This is a genomic window from Modestobacter caceresii, assembly GCF_000761485.1.
GTDB classification, from domain to species: Bacteria; Actinomycetota; Actinomycetes; order Mycobacteriales; family Geodermatophilaceae; genus Modestobacter; species Modestobacter caceresii.
The window spans coordinates 46585-65002 of the sequence record NZ_JPMX01000042.1; the positions used below are offsets into that span (position 1 = coordinate 46585).

General features: G+C 74.3%; 10 protein-coding genes and 1 pseudogene. 4 read left to right on the top strand and 7 right to left on the bottom strand.

From position 1 onward, the window contains the following. Positions 1 to 9: 9 nt before the first annotated feature. Together IN07_RS10505 and IN07_RS10510 are read right to left on the bottom strand one after the other, a co-directional pair. Positions 10 to 2637, bottom strand: a complete 2628-nt coding sequence (locus tag IN07_RS10505; protein WP_036335668.1) for a diguanylate cyclase domain-containing protein — start codon at positions 2635 to 2637, stop codon at positions 10 to 12. Next, a complete protein-coding gene (locus IN07_RS10510) occupies positions 2634 to 5273 on the bottom strand; it encodes a putative bifunctional diguanylate cyclase/phosphodiesterase (protein WP_156119125.1) in 2640 nt (879 codons plus the stop codon). Before IN07_RS10510 ends, IN07_RS10505 begins: the two co-directional genes overlap by 4 nt. Before the next feature lie 512 nt (positions 5274 to 5785). Here IN07_RS10510 and fdh point away from each other — a divergent pair. From fdh to nrfD, 3 genes and pseudogenes are all read left to right on the top strand, one after another. Further along, a pseudogene (gene fdh, locus IN07_RS10525) lies at positions 5786 to 9130 on the top strand (formate dehydrogenase). Between the two features lie 31 nt (positions 9131 to 9161). Further along, a complete protein-coding gene (locus IN07_RS10530) occupies positions 9162 to 10289 on the top strand; it encodes a 4Fe-4S dicluster domain-containing protein (RefSeq protein ID WP_036335678.1) in 1128 nt (375 codons plus the stop codon). Next, on the top strand, positions 10286 to 11386 hold the full coding sequence (gene nrfD / locus IN07_RS10535) for an NrfD/PsrC family molybdoenzyme membrane anchor subunit (RefSeq protein ID WP_036335681.1): 1101 nt from the start codon (positions 10286 to 10288) through the stop codon (positions 11384 to 11386). The genes IN07_RS10530 and nrfD overlap by 4 nt, the downstream gene beginning before the upstream one ends. Positions 11387 to 11522: 136 nt before the next feature. Here nrfD and IN07_RS25735 read toward each other — a convergent pair whose 3' ends face one another. From IN07_RS25735 to IN07_RS25190, 3 genes are all read right to left on the bottom strand, one after another. Then, positions 11523 to 12320, bottom strand: a complete 798-nt coding sequence (locus IN07_RS25735; RefSeq protein ID WP_197058428.1) for a hypothetical protein — start codon at positions 12318 to 12320, stop codon at positions 11523 to 11525. Positions 12321 to 13345: 1025 nt separating this feature from the next. After that, positions 13346 to 13855 carry a diguanylate cyclase domain-containing protein gene (locus IN07_RS10545; RefSeq protein ID WP_052091116.1) on the bottom strand — a complete coding sequence of 170 codons (510 nt, stop codon included), beginning with the start codon at positions 13853 to 13855 and terminating at the stop codon, positions 13346 to 13348. 116 nt (positions 13856 to 13971) lie between these two features. Continuing rightward, positions 13972 to 15003 (bottom strand): hypothetical protein, encoded by a 1032-nt coding sequence (locus tag IN07_RS25190; protein WP_036335683.1) that lies wholly within the window; start codon positions 15001 to 15003, stop codon positions 13972 to 13974. A gap of 438 nt (positions 15004 to 15441) precedes the next feature. Between IN07_RS25190 and IN07_RS10555 the strand changes: the two genes are divergently transcribed. Continuing rightward, complete coding sequence (locus IN07_RS10555) at positions 15442 to 16980, top strand: sugar transferase (protein WP_036335745.1); 1539 nt, start codon at positions 15442 to 15444, stop codon at positions 16978 to 16980. A 197-nt stretch (positions 16981 to 17177) separates the two neighbouring features. On the opposite strand, the gene IN07_RS10560 is transcribed toward IN07_RS10555, so the two are convergent. Together IN07_RS10560 and IN07_RS10565 are read right to left on the bottom strand one after the other, a co-directional pair. Continuing rightward, a complete protein-coding gene (locus IN07_RS10560) occupies positions 17178 to 17501 on the bottom strand; it encodes a hypothetical protein (RefSeq protein WP_156119127.1) in 324 nt (107 codons plus the stop codon). Positions 17502 to 17515: 14 nt separating this feature from the next. Then, positions 17516 to 18400, bottom strand: a complete 885-nt coding sequence (locus IN07_RS10565) for a tyrosinase family protein (protein ID WP_036335747.1) — start codon at positions 18398 to 18400, stop codon at positions 17516 to 17518. Positions 18401 to 18418: the final 18 nt, after the last annotated feature.

Sequence of the window (18418 nt, forward strand, 5' to 3'; positions counted from 1 at the left end):
GCCCGGTCGTCACACTCCGGCGCGTGGTCGCGGCAGCGGCACGGGGACGGGTGCGGGGGCGACCACCGCGGGACCGGGGTGGCGCAGCAGGGCGGCCACCTCGGCGACGGTCAGGCCGGTCGGCAGCACCGGGCCGGAGACGGCGACCACGCCCTGCACGCGCAGCTCGTGGAGCAGCTGCCGGGAGTCGATCTCCTTGGCCACGGTGGACACCTGGAAGTCGCGGGCACTGCGGCCGATCGCGCCGAGCACCTCCAGTGTCCGGTCGTGGTTGCCGCCGGCCGACAGGTTGCGGACGTCGACCATCACCACCTCCAGGGGCAGCCGGGAGAGCTGCGACCACAGGGTGGAGCCCATGCCGTAGTCGTCCAGCCCGATCCGGACCCCGGTCCGGTGCACGGCGTGCAGCGCGGGGATGAGGGCTGCCGACGAGGTCTGCAGCACCTCCTCGGTGACGAAGAGGGTGAGCCGGGGAGGTGCCAGGTCGACCGCGGCCAGCGCCACGGCCACCTCGCCGGGCAGCTCGTCGGCGTGCACCAGCCCCGCAGGCAGGTCGACGGCGACGAGCAACTGGTCGTCGAGGGCGGCGACGTCGGCGCAGGCCCGGGTGATCAGCCACTGCTGCAGGGCCGCGGTGCAGCCCTGCCGTTCGGCGGCGGCCCACAGCTCCGCCGCGGGCAGCGCGCCGAGCTCGGGGTGCAGCCACACGGGCTGGGCGTGCAGCGCGGCGAGGATGCCGGTGTCGCCGTTGGCGATGGTGTCGAAGCGGAGCTGGACCTCCCCGTCGGCCAGGGCGGTGGCGACGGAGCTGCTGGCCGCGGCCTGCGCCACCCGGTCGTCGGTGTGCAGCCGCCAGCAGCCCTTGCCGGCCCGCTTGGCGGCGCCGAGGGCGGCGTCGGCCTGGCGGAAGGCGAGCTGGCCGCCCCCGGGGTGCACCCGGCAGATGCCCACGCTGGCGCCGACGGTGAAGGTGCGGTCGCCGATCCGGCAGGGCCGGGCGAGCACGTCGAGCACCCGCTGGGCGGCCTCGACGGCGGCGTCCTCGCCCCCGGCCAGCAGCACGGCGAACTCGTCGCCGCCGAGGCGGGCGACCAGGTCGTCGGTGCGCAGCAGGCCCTGGAGCCGCCGGGCCACCTCGACCAGCAGCAGGTCACCGGCCTCGTGGCCGGCGGAGTCGTTGACCGCCTTGAACCCGTCGAGGTCCAGCACCAGCAGGGACCGCTCGGCGGTGGTCGCCGACCCGGCGGCCATCTCCTGGAAGAGCAGTGCACGGTTGGGCAGCCGGGTGAGGTGGTCGGTGAACGCCATCCGCTCCAGCTCCTGCTCGCGGCGTCGCCGGGTGGTCACGTCCCGCAGGTGGAGCACCCGCCGCCCGCTGCCGGGGCGCTCGTGGTGGGTGACCTCCAGGTCCCGGCGCTCGCCCTCGGGGCCGTGCAGCCGCAGGTGGACCACGGGGGTGACCCCGCCGGCCGCGGTGGTCAGCTCACGGCGGACGCGGGGGCGGTCCTCCTCGTGCAGCAGGTCCAGCAGCAGGGGGTGCGGGTCGGCCTCGACGACCCCGAGCAGGGTCCGGGCCGCGGGGGAGGTGAACTCGAGGCGGAGCTCGGCGTCCACGATCGCCACGCCGTCCGAACTGGCCTCGACCAGGCCGCGGAAGTCCTCCTCGCTGCGCAGCAGGTCCTCCTCGATGCGGTCGCCGTCCCGGATCCGCATGAACAGCCGCACCAGCAGCAGGAGGACCACCACGGCGGTGCAGGCCAGCGCGCCGTCGGGGACGCGCAGGTCGAGCAGCAGGGCGGTCACCAGGGTGACCGGCACCCCGATCAGGGCCAGGACGTCGATGACCAGGCCGGCGGAGTTCACCGTCGGGGTGGAGTCGGCGGCGGAGGACCGGCCCGGGACGGCGCTGGCCAGCTGGACGGCGTGGACGGCGGCGACCAGTGCGCCGGCGATCGCCACGTCGGCCGCGGCGGCCCACGTCGTGCCCGGCTGCACGATGTGCACGGCGAGCAGCGCCGAGGCCAGTCCCAGCAGCCCGGTCATGAGGATCATCGCGGTCGCCGGACGCCGGACGGCCGCGGTCGACACCGTGCACAGGGCCCCGACGACGCCCACGGCCACCGCGGGGTAGATGCCGTAGGCGAGCACCAGGGGCAGCAGGTCGGGGTCGATCGCGCCCGGCGTCACTGCCGGGGCCAGCACCAGCACGTCGGCGACGACGACGAGGGCGAGGGTGACCAGCACCCCGTCGATCACCAGGATCGGCCAGCGGGTGCCGCGGACCCGCCCACCGATCAGCGCGGCGCTGACCGTCGGCCCGAGGGCCGCGATGAGCACGAGCAGGTCACCCAGGCCCAGTTGGCCGAGCGCACCGCCGACGCCCAGCCCGGTGACCAGGCTGGCGCAGGTGAAGAGCAGGGAGCTGGCGCCCAGGACCTGCCAGGGCAGCCGGTCGCGGACGTCCATCCCACGGGTGAGCCGGGCGCAGCGCCAGGCCGCCCACCCGCCGAGCGCAGCCAGCACCAGGTTGTCCCACTGCGGCACGGCCCCGTGCGGACTGGCCGGCACGGCGATGCCCAGGGCGACCAGCGCGCCGAGCAGCACCAGGCTCAGCGGTGCCCGCCTGACCTGGTTCACCTCGGCAGTCCGTCGTCCGCGGCCCGGGGCAGCCCCGGTGCCGAGGTGGGCACCGGCGCCCCGCCCAGCCCTGGGAGCTGGGTGGTCAGCGCGGCCTCGTCCAGCGGCCGGGCCAGCAGGTAGCCCTGGATGAACCGGTGGCCCATGTCGCGCAGCAGCTGCAGCTCGGTCGCCGTCTCGACGCCCTCCACGACCACGACGAGGCCCAGGCTGGTGCCCAGGTGCAGGACGGAGCTGCACAGTGCCCGGCGCTGCGGGTCGGTCTCGACGTCGGCGAGGAACTGCCGGTCCATCTTCAGGACGTCGATCGGCAGGCCGACGAGGTAGGCCAGCGAGGACCAGCCGGTGCCGAAGTCGTCGACGGCGATCCGGACACCCAGCCGCCGCAGGGCGGCCAGGTCGTCGGTCACGTGCTCGTCGTCCAGCAGCACCGACTCGGTGATCTCCAGGACCAGCCGGGAGGCGGACAGCCCACTGGACCCCAGGGCCTGGAGCACGTCGGAGACCAGCTCGCCGCTGCGGACGTGCCGCGCCGAGACGTTGACCGCCACCGCCAGGTCCGGGTGCGGGAGTGCGGCGACCGTGGCGGTGGCCTCGGCGAGCACCCACCGACCCAGTTCGGTGATCAACGCCGACTCCTCGGCCAGGGGCACGAACTCCGCCGGCGACACCTCGCCGTACACGGGGTGCCGCCAGCGCAGCAGCGCCTCGACCGAGACGGTGCGGTGCAGCGCCAGGTCGACGACCGGCTGGTAGACCAGCCGCAGCTGACCCTCGGCGAGGGCCTGGTGCAGGTCGGTGCGCAGGGTCTCCTCGCGCTGCTGGGTGATCCGGAGGGCGTCGGAGTGCCGGCGGACCCGGCCGGGACCGGCGGCGCGGGCGCTGCGCAGCGCCAGGTCGCCCCAGCGCAGCGCGTCCCCGGCGTCCGCGTCGGCGTCCAGGGGAGTGACGCCGGCCGCGGCGGTCAGCCGCAGGGTGCCGTTGCCGATGGCGACCGGCTCGACGGCGGCGACCAGCCGGCCGGCGATCACCTCGGCGTCGGCCACCGTGCCGGAGACCAGGACGGCGAACTCGCTCACCCCGGAGCGGGCCAGCCAGTCGTCGCCGCGCAGGGCCCGGGCGAACCGGGTGGTGAGCTCGCGCAGCACCGCGACGTCGTCGCCCGCAGGGAGCCCGTCGACGCCCAGCACGACGAGGGAGGCGCTGCTGGCCGACGGGGCGCGGAGGGTGGCGGCGAGGCGCTGGGTCAGGGCCGAGCGGTTGGGCAGGCCGGTCGCCGGGTCGCTCGTGCTGAAGGTGACCACGGGCTCGGCCGGCTGCGGGGCACTGGCGCTGACGTCCCGGCAGTAGAGCACCAGGGCGCCCACGTCGGGGTCGCCGCGCAGGTCGCGGACCTGGGACTGGATGAGTCGCCATCGACCGTCGAGGTGCCGCACCCGCGCCGTCCGGGTCTTGGTCTCCATCGGGTCGGTCGAGGCGGCGCTGAGGGCGGCGACCAGGCCCGGGGCGTCGTCGGGGTGGACGGCGGCGGCGATCGAGTGGCCGACGATGCGCTGGGGGTCCAGGCCGAGCAGCGCGGTGATGGCGGGGGAGACCCACTGCACCTGCAGCTGGTCGTCGAGGATCAGCACCGGGTCGGCGCTGCCGCGCACCAGCGTGCGGAAGTAGGCCTCGCTGCGCTGCAGGTCGGTGGTGAGCCGCTGCTGGGTGCGCCAGGACGCCACCTGGTGGGCCAGCAGGGCGCCCAGCCCGAGCACGCCGAGCGTCGTCCCGAAGATGGTGAGCGTCCCGGTGACCGGGACGCTGAGCAGCAGCAGCGAGCCGCCGGCCAGCGCGGTGGCGTGCGGCAGCATGGCGCCGAGGGCGGAGCCGTCCACGCGCCCGCGGTCGGCGGTGGGCTGCGGTCGGTCGGCGTGGCAGGCGACCACCAGCAGGGCCAGCCCGAGGACGCTCAGCGCGCAGGCCAGGTACTGGACGTAGCCCGGCCCGGAGGCGATCGAGGAGCACGCGCCGGCCAGTGCGGTGGCGACCTGGGAGGCGAACAGCAGCCAGCCGACCGGACGCTGGGCGGCGGGGCAGACCGCGATGAGGACCAGCGAGAAGCCGGTGCCGAGGGCGATGCTGGACAGCAGCGCGAAGAGCGCGATCGTCTCCGACAGGGCCAGTACGCCGTCCCGGGCGATGGTCAGGTGGTAGAGCGTGTGCACGGTCAGCAGGTCGGCGATCACGAAGAGCGTGAACATCGTCGCCACCTGCGCCCGGGCGGCCCGGAGCGACGCCCGGTCGAGCATCCGCAGGATCGCCACGACCACCAGCAGCTGACCGGGGACGCTGCCCAGGGCGGTCTGCCCCCAGGGCAGCACCGACGCGGCGGCCAGGGCACCGCCGGCGCCCACGGCGACCGAGGCGGCGTACCAGCGCCAGCCGGCCGGGTGGGCGCTCCGGCGCCCGGCGCGGGTGAGGAGGACGAGCACCCCGACGACGGCGAGGAAGTTCACCGTCACCGCCACGGTGACGGCGGTCCGTCCCGGCAGCAGCCCGGCGGACAGGGTGGCGCAGGCCGCCAGGACGGAGAGCAGCAGTGGCCGGCTGAGCGTGCGGACGGCGGCCGGGCCGCCCCGCGTCGGAGCGGCCATGGCCCGCATGGGTGCGGCGAGGGCTCCGGAGGTCACGGATCAGTTGTCGGACCGCGGGCGGCCGGACTGCACCAGTGGCCGGCGCCACTCACCCGAAGGGGCGGGGGCGGGGGTGGAGGGGCGAGGGCGGAGGGGGCGACCGCTCAGTCGGGCCGGTTCACCAGCGCAGGGGCTGGGTCGCCCGGGAGTCGGCGGTGCGGCAGACCCGGCAGTGACCCCAGGTGGCGATCCGCACGAGGCTGCTGGGCTCACCGCACTCGGGGCAGTCGACCATCCCCTCGGCGCCGGGCCGGGGCTCGCCGGCGTGCCGGGCGTGGACGGCCGCGTCACCGGCGCACGGGCAGTCGAGGTGGGCTTCTGAGCAGCGTGCATGGTCGGTTGCGATGGGGCGCCTCCTGGTGTCCCCGACGACGCTACTCAGGCGCACCAGCCCCCCGTGCCGCGTCGTCCTCCCGGAGGCGGGCCCGCGCGGAGGGACAGGGCGACCCGCGGGAGGGCTCGGCGCGCGAACGGTGCCTCCGGGTGGCAAGCTCGTCGGGGTGAAGACGTGGCTGGATGCATGGCCGGTGTTCCGGCAGCTGACGGGTCCTGACCCGCTGGGGCGTGGCAAGGCCGCGCGCAGCAAGGCGACAGAGCAGGTGGTCAGCCGCACGGCCACCGCCGACAGGGTGGTGCAGTCGGTCTGCCCGTACTGCGCGGTGGGCTGCGGCCAGCGGGTGTTCGTCAAGGACGAGCAGGTCGTGCAGATCGAGGGCGACCCGGACTCGCCGATCAGCCGCGGCCGGCTCTGCCCCAAGGGCAGCGCCAGCAAGCAGCTGGTCACCAGCCCGAGCCGGGTCACCACGGTCAAGTACCGCCGTCCGCACGGGACGGAGTGGGAGGACCTCGACCTGGACACGGCGATGGAGATGATCGCCGACCGCGTGCTCGACGCCCGCCGCAAGGGCTGGCAGGACGAGGTCGACGGGCACCAGGTGAACCGCACGCTGGGCATCGCGAGCCTCGGCGGGGCGACCCTCGACAACGAGGAGAACTACCTGATGAAGAAGCTGTACAGCGCCATGGGCGCTGTACAGATCGAGAACCAGGCCCGCATATAGCACTCCGCGACGGTCCCCGGTCTGGGGACCTCGTTCGGTCGTGGCGGCGCCACGAACTTCCAGCAGGACCTGGTGAACTCCGATTGCATCGTGATCGAGGGTTCGAACATGGCCGAGTGCCACCCGGTCGGCTTCCAGTGGGTCATGGAGGCCAAGGCGCGGGGCGCGAAGATCGTCCACATCGACCCGCGGTTCACCCGCACCAGCGCGCTGGCCGACCTGCACGTGCCGTTGCGCGCGGGCACCGACATCGCCTTCCTCGGCGGGCTCATCAAGTACGTCCTCGACAACGACCTGGACTTCCGCGAGTACGTCGTCGCCTACACCAACGCGGCGGCGATCCTGCGCGAGGACTTCCAGGACACCGAGGACCTCGACGGCCTGTTCTCCGGCTTCGACCCCGAGACCGGGCAGTACGACGAGACCACCTGGCAGTACGAGGGCGTCAACGTGCCCTCCTCGGCCGGTCAGCGCTCACCGAGCCAGCCCGGCGGGTCGGCCTTCCGCGAGGACGACCGGCCCGACGACACCGCGGACGACGGCACCGACGACGAGACCGAGAGCGTCAAGGAGGCCGACCAGCAGCAGGGCGCGCAGGGCTCGGCCGACATCCACGGCAAGCCGAAGCGGGACGAGACGCTGCAGCACCCGCGGTGTGTCTTCCAGGTGCTCAAGCGGCACTACGCCCGGTACACCCCGGAGATGGTCAGCGACATCTGCGGCATCGAGCCCGAGGTGTTCCTCAAGGTCGCCGAGTGGGTCACCGCCAACAGCAACCGCGAGCGGACGACCGCGTGGGTCTACTCGGTGGGCTGGACGCACCACACCGTGGGCGTGCAGTACATCCGGACGGCGTCGGTGCTGCAGGCGCTGCTGGGCAACATGGGCCGCCCGGGCGGCGGGATCCTGGCGCTGCGCGGGCACGCGAGCATCCAGGGCTCCACCGACATCCCGACGCTGTTCAACATCCTGCCCGGCTACATCCCGATGCCCCACGCCCAGCAGCACACCGACCTGGACAGCTTCTGCGCCTCCAGCGACGACCGGGTGGGCTTCTGGGGCAACATGCGCTCGTACACGACGAGCCTGCTCAAGTCCTGGTGGGGCGACGCGGCGCAGCCGGAGAACGACTTCGCGTTCAACTACCTGCCCCGGCTCACCGGCGACCACGGCACGTACACCACGGTCGCCGACATGATCCAGGGGAACGTGCCCGGCTACTTCCTGGTCGGGGAGAACCCGGCGGTGGGCAGCGCCAACGGCCGGATGCAGCGGTTCGGCCTGGCCAACCTGGAGTGGCTGGTCGTCCGCGACCTGCAGATGATCGAGTCGGCGACGTTCTGGAAGACGGCCCCGGAGATCGAGACCGGCGAGCTGGTCACCGAGGACATCGCCACCGAGGTCTTCTTCATGCCGGCGGCCACGCACGTGGAGAAGGAGGGCACCTTCACCCAGACGCAGCGGCTGCTGCAGTGGCGGCACAAGGCGGTCGAGCCGCCGGGCGAGTGCCGCAGCGACCTGTGGTTCTACTTCCACCTGGGCCGCAGGCTGCGGGAGAAGCTCGCCGGGTCGACCGACCCGCGGGACCGTCCGCTGCTGGACCTCACCTGGGACTACCCGACGCACGGGGAGCACGACGAGCCCAGCGCCGACGCCGTCCTGCGGGAGATCAACGGCTGGGGTCCGGACGGCGAGATGCTCTCGACCTACCTGGACATGAAGGACGACGGGTCGACCACCGGCGGCTGCTGGATCTACACCGGCGTCTACGCCGACGGGGTCAACCAGGCCGCCCGGCGCAAGCCCGGGCGGGAGCAGGACTGGGTGGCCGCCGAGTGGGGCTGGGCCTGGCCGTCGAACCGCCGGGTGCTCTACAACCGCGCGTCGGCCGACCCCGACGGCAAGCCGTGGAGCGAGCGCAAGGCCTACGTCTGGTGGGACGAGGAGGCCGGCACGTGGACCGGTCACGACGTCCCCGACTTCGAGGCGACCAAGCGACCGGACTACGTGCCGCCGGAGGGCGCGACCGCGCAGGCCGGCCTCGGCGGTGCCGACCCGTTCGTCATGCAGGCCGACGGGAAGGCCTGGCTCTACGTGCCGGCCGGTCTGGCCGACGGCCCGATGCCGGCGCACTACGAGCCGGCCGAGTCGCCGGTGGAGAACGCGCTCTACGGCCAGCAGGCCAACCCGGGTCGGGAGGAGATCCAGGGGGCGTGGAACCGGGGCAACCCGCCGCGCAGCACGGTCTACCCCTACGCGATGACCACCTACCGGCTGACCGAGCACCACACCGCCGGTGGGATGAGCCGAACGCTGCCCTACCTGTCGGAGCTGCAGCCGGAGTTCTTCGTGGAGGTCAGCCCACAGCTGGCCGAGGAGCGCGGGCTGGAGAACGGCGGCTGGGCGACGCTGATCAGCGCCCGGACGGCGATCGAGGCCCGGGTGCTGGTCACCGAGCGGATCCGGCCGATGAAGCTCAAGGGCGGCCAGGTCGTCGAGCAGATCGGCATCCCCTACCACTGGGGCGAGCAGGGACTGTCCACGGGCGACTCGGGCAACGACCTGTTCGGCGTGGTGATGGACCCGAACGTGCACATCCAGGAGACGAAGGTCGCCACCTGCGACATCCAGCCCGGGCGGCGTCCGCGCGGCAAGGCGCTGGTGCAGTACGTGGAGGACTACCGGATCCGGGCGGGCGTCCAGTCGGGCCTGGTCCCCAGTGGCGGCCGGGCCCCGATCGAGGAGGGGACGAGCTGATGCGGCTCGACCCGATGGAAGAGGAGCGCTCGTGACGACCGTCAGCTCGGCGAGCCCGGCGCTCACCGGCAACGACCCGGCCAACCGGCTCTACGGTCCGCTGCCCGATGTGAGCGGGGAGGCCGGCTACGCGGAGGACCACCCCGCGCGGGTGGGCTTCTTCACCGACACCTCGGTGTGCATCGGCTGCAAGGCCTGCGAGGTCGCCTGCAAGGAGTGGAACACGCTCCCGATGGACGACGCGGACGGCAACCGCGACGCCATGGCGCTGACCGGGATGTCCTACGACAACACCGGCATGCTCGGGGCCAGCTCCTGGCGGCACGTGGCGTTCGTCGAGCAGAGCCGGGCCGTCGACCTCCCCATGCCGGGGGTCGGGCTGCCGGGCGCCGGTGGCGCGGGTGCCGCCGCACCCGCGGCCGGCTGCGGCAGCGGCGGGGGCTGTGGGGGTGGCTCGGTCGACCCGCACGCCGTCTCGGCCGGTGGCGACGCCGACGGCGGGCTGACCGCGCAGTCCAGCGTGCTCAACGCCGAGGCGCTCAGCGAGTTCGACCCGCAGACCGGCCACTCGGCCGACCGGGAGATCCGCTGGCTGATGTCCTCGGACGTGTGCAAGCACTGCACGCACGCCGGCTGCCTGGACGTCTGCCCGACCGGGGCGCTGTTCCGCACCGAGTTCGGCACCGTGGTCGTGCAGGGCGACATCTGCAACGGCTGCGGCTACTGCGTGCCGGCCTGCCCCTACGGCGTCATCGACCAGCGCAAGGACGACGGCCGGGTCTTCAAGTGCACGATGTGCTACGACCGGCTCACCGACGGCCTGCAGCCGGCGTGCGCCACCGCGTGCCCCACCCAGTCGATCCAGTTCGGCGACCTCGACGAGCTCCAGGCCCGGGCCGATGCCCGGCTGGCGACGCTCAAGGAGCAGGGTGTGGAGACCGCCCGGCTCTACGGGCGGGACGAGGACGACGGCGTCGGCGGTGCCGGGGCGTTCTTCCTGCTGCTCGACGAGCCGGAGGTCTACGGACTCCCGCCGGACCCGATCGTCACCACCCGGGACCTGCCGTCGATGTGGAAGCACGCCGTCGGCGGGGCCGCCATGGTGGTCGGCTTCGCGCTCTCGGCCGTGCTCGGTTCCCGGAAGGGGCTGCGCCGATGACCGAGGGACTGGCGACGCCGGGCGCCGGTTGGCGCCGGGCCGACGGCCCGCCGGCGCAGGCGCGGGAGAAGAAGCGGCGCAAGGGCGGCCGGCGCGGCGGTGGCCGGGACGGCGACCCGACCGTCGACGAGGCCGAGTTCACCTCGTACTACGGCCGCCCCATCATCAAGCCGCCGGTGTGGAAGACCCCGGACGTGCCGCTGTACCTGTTCCTGGGCGGCGCGGCGGGCTCGTCGGCAGTGCTCGGCGCGATCGCGGACGTGACCGGGCGCCCGGCGCTGACCCGGGCCGCGCACTACACCGCCGGCGGCGGGGCGCTGGCCTCGGTGGTCTGGCTGATCCACGACCTCGGGCGGCCGGCGCGGTTCCTGCACATGCTGCGGGTGATCAAGCCGACGTCGCCGCTGTCGGTGGGCTCCTACATCCTGGCGCCGTTCAGCGCCCTCACCGCGGCGACCGCGGGGATCCAGCTGCTGGAGGCCTTCCCCGGTCTGCAGAAGTTCGGGCTGCGCCGGATCGCCGGCTGGTTCCCTGCGCTGCGGAAGGTCGTGGGGAGCACCTCTGCGGTCTTCGGTGGTCCGATGACCACGTACACGGCGGTGCTGCTGGCCAACACCGCGGTGCCGTCGTGGCACGAGCCGTACAAGGAGCTCCCGTTCGTCTTCGCCGGCTCCGGGATGGCGGCCGGCGGTGGCATCTGCATGGCGTTCACCCCGGTCGACGAGGCCGGGCCCGCGCGGAAGATGGCGGTCGCCGGCGCGGCGGTCGAGCTGGCCGCGATGCACAAGGTCGAGCACGACCACGGCATCGTCGGTGAGCCTTACCAGCTGGGCAAGGCGGGCACCATGATGAAGGCCGCGAAGGCCTGCACCGCCAGCGGTGCCGGGCTGACCGTGGTGGCCGGCCGCACCCGGGTCGGTGCCGCGGTCTCCGGTGCGCTGCTGGCCGCCGGCTCGCTGCTCACCCGGTTCGGGGTCTTCGAGGCCGGCATGGCCAGCGCGCGGGACCCGAAGTACACGGTGGTCCCGCAGCGGGCACGGATGGCCGCCCGCGAGGAGCAGGCGCGCCAGGACGAGGCCCGCTCCGTCACCCGCTGAGCGACCAGCTCCGACCGAACTGCCCCGTCCCACCGCTGGTGGTGCGGGGCAGTTCGGCGTCCCGGGCACTGCACACCCGAGGTGGCCGTCGGTGACCAGGTGGCCGTCGGCGGCAGCCCCGTGCCGGGCCGGGCTCCTAGGGCGCGGTGGGAGTCCCCGGCGCAGCCTCTGGGGGCCGGGGGGATGCGACGTCGCCGGCCGCGGCCGCCGCATCCGGCTCGTCGAGCTCGCCCGGCTCCGTCGGCACCGGCTCCGTCGGCACCGGCTCCGTCGGTGCTGGCTCCGTGGGCGCCGGCTCCGTCGGCTCGGCCGGGTCGGTCGGGCTGAGAGTGGGGGTCGGCTCCGGGTCGGTCGGGGTCGGCGTGGGCTCCGGGTCGGTCGGCGTCGGCGTCGGGGTCGGGGTCGGGGTCGGCGTGGGCTCCGGATCGGTCGGCGTCGGCGTCGGCGTCGGCGTGGGCGTCGGCTCGGGATCGGTCGGGCTGGGGGTCGGGGTGGGCCGAGGCGCGGTGGGGTCGGCCGGGTCCGACGGCGTCGGTGTCGGCGTCGGCACGGTGGTGCGGGTGACCCCGCCGGTCGCGGCACCGCTCGCCGGCGGTGGGTCGTCGGGGACGGCGCCGGGTGGCACCGTCGGCCCGTCGCCGGGCGCGTCGTCGGTGGAGGTCGCAGGTGGGGCGGTGGTCCGGCTCGACTCGGTGGCGGCCGTGGTGGGTCCGGGGTCGGGTGCCCGCCTGGTGGACCGGTCGTCGAGCTCGTCCGACACCGTCCTGGTCGACGGAGACCGCCATTCGGGGATGGCGACCGGGGTGGTCAGCCCGGATGCCGCGGCCCCACGGTTGAGCGCCTCCCAGGTGGCCGAGTACTGGTCGGGGTTGGCGGCGAGCTCGGCCTGGAGGGGGTCGTCGAACCCGAGGGTGCTGCCCGATCGGGCCAGCACCGGTGCGAGCGCGATGGCCGAGAGCGCGGTGAGGGCGAGCAGCCGCTGCGGGCCGCGCCCCCGTGGCCCCGGGCGCGCGGGCCCCCCACGCGTCCACGCCGGCCGGAGGCGGTGGGCGGGAGCACCCGGCGCGATGCCGGCGAGGGGGAGCGGGACCGAGCGCGGCGGCTGGTGGGGGGGTGTCGAGACGAAGACGGTGACGGCGCCCCGCGCAGCTGCGGCGAGCGGACCGTGGCCGGCGGTCCGCCGGGGCGCGCAGCACGCCTGCGCCACGGCACCCGGCACCTGGGGGAGGGGCGTCCGGCTCGATGCGCGCCGCCGGCGCCCCGGGACGAGCTGGGCCTGCAGGGGGAGACGGTGGACCGGCCCGCGGGCCAGGCCGAGGGGCATCGGCGCGCCGGTCGTGGTCGTGGGGCGGTGCCGGGTGAGGGGTGGGCCACCGGGGCGGCCGGTCGGTGGACGGGAGGCGGGTCGGCGGCGCAGCCTCAAGGGGTGCCCGCCGGGGAGGTGGGCGCGTTTTACGGGGGTCAGCTCATGGCAGCGGTCCGGCGGCACGTGGCTGACGACGAGGTGGAAGACGGCAGCGGCCAGCAACCCCACCAGGGGCCATGCGACCAGCAGCCACCACCACGCCACGGAGTTCCCTCGTCTCGGCCACTCTGCCCACGCTGGCAGCGTCCCCACGCCAAGGTTCGCCCGGTCGGACGTTCCCGTCAATCGCGGGTCCACCAGGCCATCGGTCCGTTGGAGCGACCTGCCGACAGGTCCTCGGCGGTGCCCCAGCGGGACGGTGACCCCTCCGATCCGAAGGGGCGGCACCGAGGTCCGGGAGACGAGCGCAGCGGCAGCCTAGGGGGCGTGGCGGAGCGACCCGGCGACGGGTGGGTGCCAGCGCCGTCCGGGCTCGGTCGACCGGACACGTGGAGCTGCCCCGTGCCGCCGGGACACGGCGGCACGGGGCAGGCCTGGGGGATGGACGCCGATCGTCCACGTGTCCACCGCGCCGCTGCGGTGGACACGTGTCGTCAGCGGCGGGTGCCGCGGTAGCGGATGACCCGACCGCCGCCGATGCTGCGCGCCGCGGTGAGGCACAGGGTGGCCCGGCGGTGCACCTCGCTGGGGGAGGTGTCCGGGGAGAGCCCGGCGATGCCGGCGCAGGCGGTCAGGCCGGGGACGCCGGTGCCGGCGACGACCTCGAGGAGCCGGTCGGCCGCGGTCTCGGCGTGGTGTGCCGCCGCGCCCAGCAGCACGGCGAACTCGGTGGGCCCGGAGCGGGCCAGCCAGTCGTCGCCACGGACGTTGGCCGACAGCGCAGCAGCGACCTGGTCGAGCTGGTCGCCCGGCAGGGGCCAGCCGGTGTCCCGGCGGAGCAGTCCGACGAGCACCAGCGCCGCGGGGGCGACGTCCGAGGCGGCCGTCTGCTCGGTGATGCGGTCGAGCAACGTGGCCCGGGTGGGCAGCAGGGAGACGGCGGCGGCGTGGAGGCCCGGCGGTGACGGGACCTCGTCGGCGACCGGGGTGGCGGCGATCGGCATGACGGGGGTGTCGGCGTCCTGGACGGCTCGGTTGAGGCCGGCGACGACCGGGGTGCCTCGTCGGAGGGAGCGGCCGCTGCCCGCCGCTGAGGCGGGTGGTCCGCCGCGGCCCCGGCTCAGCGACCGACGAGGGTGCCCACCCGCTCGATGAGCGCGGCGACGGTGCCGTCCGACGCCTCTGCTGTTTCCGGAGGCGGCGGGGTCGTCGCGGTCGGTGCCGGCTCCGAGGGCTGCGGCGCGACCGTCGCTCCCGGCGCACCGGTGGACGGCTGGGTGGGGCTCGGTGGCGGCGCGTCCTGGGTCAGGAAGGACTGGACGGGCGGCTCGTCGGTCGACGGGGCGTCGGTGGTCTCCGGAGCCGGCTGGCTGCTCGTCGCGGGCGTGCTGTCGTCCGCCGGCGTCGCCCCGGTCGGCTTCGCGTCGGTCGGCTTCGCGTCGGTCGGCTTGGCGTCGGTCGGCTTGGCGTCGGTCGGCACAGGTGTCACCGGGCGGGTGCCAGGCGGCGTCGGCTCCCCGTTCCCGGTGGGCGAGCCGGCGGACGCGCTGCTGGTGGTGGTCGGACCAGGGGCCGGTCGGCCGGCGCTGTCGGGGCCTGGCGCAGCACCGGGCCGGGTGGCCGCGGCGTTCGCCGGGGCTGGAGCCGTGCCGTCGGGCTCCGCTGCCCGCGCGCCGGGGCCGTCAGGAGCGGGCGGCACCACGGCCGGGCTGGGCGAGGCCGCGCCGGCCAGGACGCCGCCGGCGGTGAGCGCCGCCAGTGTGTCGTCGGCCTGGTCGGGGTGGGCGGCGATCTCGGCGGCGACCGCGTCGTGCATGCCGAGTGCGGTGGTGGACCGGGCGAGCACCGGCGTCGCGGTGATCAGCAACAGGGTGGCGCCGGCGAGGACCCGCTGCGGTGTCCGGCTGCGCCGGCGGCGGGCATCGGGGTGCGAGCTCGGCGCCTCGTCCGCCGCGTGCCGGCGGCGCACCGGCCGCAGCGGCTCCGGGATCGGCAGCGCGGGCTCGGTCGTCCCAGGCGGCGGTGCGGGCTCGGCCGCCCGGGGCGGCGGTGCGGTGACCACCCGGTGCCGGCCGGTCTCGGGGGGCGCCGGTGGCACCTGGACCCGGCGGTGCCGGCCGGAGGTCTCCGGGTCTGGTCGATCGGTCTGCACGTCCTGCGTTCCCCCCTCGCGCGCCGGCAGGAGCCGACGGCAGCAAGGTAGTTGTCGTGGCAGCCTGTGCCTAGACGACTACGGCGTGTCCGCATCGACACGCTGAGCGGGGTGGAGTCGACGCCAGCGGCTCGCAGCGTCTGCGCCCGAGGTCCCCGACAGCCCGCCCGCAGTGACTCAATTCACCCGCTACCAGATGGATCGGGTATCGGGAAATGCCGCGTGTGTCCTTGCAGTCAGTATTGGCCGACTGACTGCGCGTACTCGGAAATGGTCAGTACACCAAGACCCGTGGAACTTCCATTCTCTCGGGGTGCCGCTATTGCTACGACTTCGTTACCTTCACCCTGGCCGGTCGGACAGAGCAGTCGTCGGTCCGTCCAAGACATGGCTACGAGGTGCGCTTCCCGTGGCGCCGACCTCCCGGGGGTGCACTGCATGAGCATGATCGACGAGCGGAACAGCGCCGTCCGTCCTCGACGGGGCACGGCGTCCAAGCACCGGGCGCAGGAGCCGCGGCGCCGCACGTTCGCACGCTCCTGGCTGCGCGGTGAGGGCACCGTGGCCCGCCGGGCCTGGCGTGCCCAGTACGTGCGTCGCATCGCCTTCGGGGACGCGGCAGCGGCCGGCGCCGCCGCCACCGTCGGTTACCTGACCCGCTTCGGCCCCGCGGGGATGTCCGCGGGCCAGCAGGCGTCGGTCTGGATGGCCACGATCCTCCCCGTGGCGTGGGTGACCCTGATGCTCGTCAGCCGCAGCTACGAGGAGCGCTTCCTGTGGGTGGGCCCGGAGGAGTTCCGCCGGGTCTTCTCCGCCGCCGTCCTGCTGCTCGCCCTGGTCGGCACCGTCTCCTGGGCCTTCAAGCTCGAGATCGCCCGGGGCTTCATCGTGGTCGCCCTGCCCCTGGCCACCGGTCTCTCGCTGCTGCAGCGTTACCTGCAGCGGCAGTGGGTGCACCGCCGTCGCGCCGAGGGGCGCTTCCTGCAGACGGCGATCCTCGTCGGTCACCGCAGCGGGGTCACCGCGCTGCACGCGCAGATCGACCGTGAGGCCTACCACGGCTACCGGGTGATCGGCTGCTGCCTCCCGGCCGGCCCGCAGGGGGAGTCCCCGCAGGCCTTCGACGGGCTGCCGGTGCTGGGCACCCTCAACGAGGTGGTCGACGTCGTCCACGCCTACGAGGTCGACACCGTCGCGGTGCTGCCCTCTCCGGAGCTGGACGGTCCGGCGCTGCGCCGGCTGGGCTGGGACCTGGAGAAGACCCGCGCCGAGCTGCTGCTGGCTCCTGCGGTCACCGAGATCGCCGGCCCCCGCGTGCGCATCCGCCCGGTGTGCGGGCTGCCGCTGCTGCACATGGAGCGGCCCGAGCTGCGTGGCGTCCGCCGGCTCACCAAGGAGTCCTTCGACCGCACGGCCGCGACGGTGGGGATCCTGCTCATCCTGCCGGTGCTCGCCGCCCTGGCCCTGGCCGTCGGGCTCACCAGCCGTGGCGGGGTGTTCTACCGGCAGGAGCGCGTCGGCCGGGACGGGCAGACCTTCGGGATGCTGAAGTTCCGCACCATGGTCGCCGGCGCCGACCGGATGGTGCCCGACCTGGCCGAGCAGAGCGACGGCAACGGCGTCCTGTTCAAGATGAAGGGCGACCCGCGGGTCACCCCGATCGGCCGGGTGCTGCGCCGCTACTCCCTCGACGAGCTGCCGCAGCTGCTGAACGTGCTGCGCGGTGAGATGTCGCTGGTCGGGCCGCGCCCGCCGCTGCCCACCGAGGTCGAGCGCTACGGCTTCGACATGCACCGCCGCTTCCTGGTCAAGCCCGGGATCACCGGGCTGTGGCAGGTCAGTGGCCGCTCCGACCTCTCCTGGGACGACTCGGTGCGCATCGACGTCCGGTACGTGGAGAACTGGTCCTTGGCCTTCGACTTCATGATCCTGTGGAAGACCGTGGGTGCGGTCTTCCGCGGCTCCGGCGCCTACTGACCGACCGCCGCCGACCGGGGTGGGCCTGGGCTGCGCATGCAGCCCCGGGCCCACCCCGACGTCGTTCCGGCGCCGGTGTCAGTGGGCCGTGCACCCCTGACGCGCACCCCTGACGCCCGGTGACGGCCCGACACGACGGAGGCGGGGCGCTGGTCTGCCAGCGCCCCGCCTCCGTCCTGCCGTCCGTGTCGGACGCGTCAGATGATCAGCAGCCCGGCGTCCTCGGCCTGGATGACGGCCTCGACGAGCTTCCGCGGTGACTTGTACGTACCGAAGGGGAGCAGGTGGGTCGCGTACCCGTCGAGCATCCGCTCGATGTGCACACCGTGCCGACCGTTGATGACGGCGTGCGCGCTGTTGCCGATCTTCTGGATGGCCACCGCGCGCCCCCGGGACGTGAAGCGCTCTTCCCCGGCCGCGGCCGCACTCGGCACGTCGCCGAACGGAGGGGTGCCGGTCACGGCCACCGCGGTGCCGGCCACGGCCACGGAGGCCCCGATCACGAAACGTCTGCGATCCATGTGCCTCGGTCCTCCTAGACGTAGTTGTAGTCGAGCCGGTTGATGTCGAGGACGTCAGCCGGGGTCCGCGGGACGACCAGGCCCTGCATCGAGTCGTTGAGGTTGTGCCCGGTGGGACCGCCGGAGGTGGGCTGGTAGTTGTTCACGCCCCGCATCCCCTGCCAGACCCACCAGAGCCGGTCCACGTTCGCGTGGGTCAGCCAGAAGACCGGGTCGTTCGGCGAGGTGCCGGCGAGCATGTCGCCGCCCACCCACCGGTGCACCAGGTTGTGCATGCGGGGGCCTCCGGACCAGCCCTCCATCCGGTTGCGGAAGGTCGCCACGCTGGCGTCCCAGGGGGACCTGTCGTAGGTGGTGTAGCGGTCGATTGCGTCGGTGACCTGTGCCGGGGTCGGCAGGCTGCTCGACCCGCGGGGGTCGCGACCAAGGAGCCGGATCAGGCCGGGCGTGGAGCGCGGGACGAGGGCGCCGGTGCTGTTGTTGACGATGAGCGCCACCCAGTGCGCGAACGGCCCGTTGAGCACCCGGTTGCCTCGGGCCGGGTCGCCGTCGCCGCCGATGCCCCCCGCGGTCCACAAGGGCGAGCGTCGCGGGTCGCCACCGTTGAGGGCCGTGTCGTTCTGCCACCGCCAGTAGGGCATGCCCTCGATCGACGGGTCGACGGCCTGCAGGGCGTTCTCGATGTCGAGCAGGGTCGCCCGGTGCCAGGGGAGGAAGGCGGGTGCGCGATGGGCGGCGTTGCGCGTGGAGCCCGGGGGGGTCGCGACGTTCATCGCGGCGACGTGGTTGCGGATGAACTGGTCGTAGGTGCCGTTGGCCTTGAGCACGTTGAAGGCCGAGGTCAGCCGCTGCACCTCGGTCGAGGACAGGCTCAGGATGTTCCGTCTCGTCCCGGTCATCAGGAGCACACCCCTTCC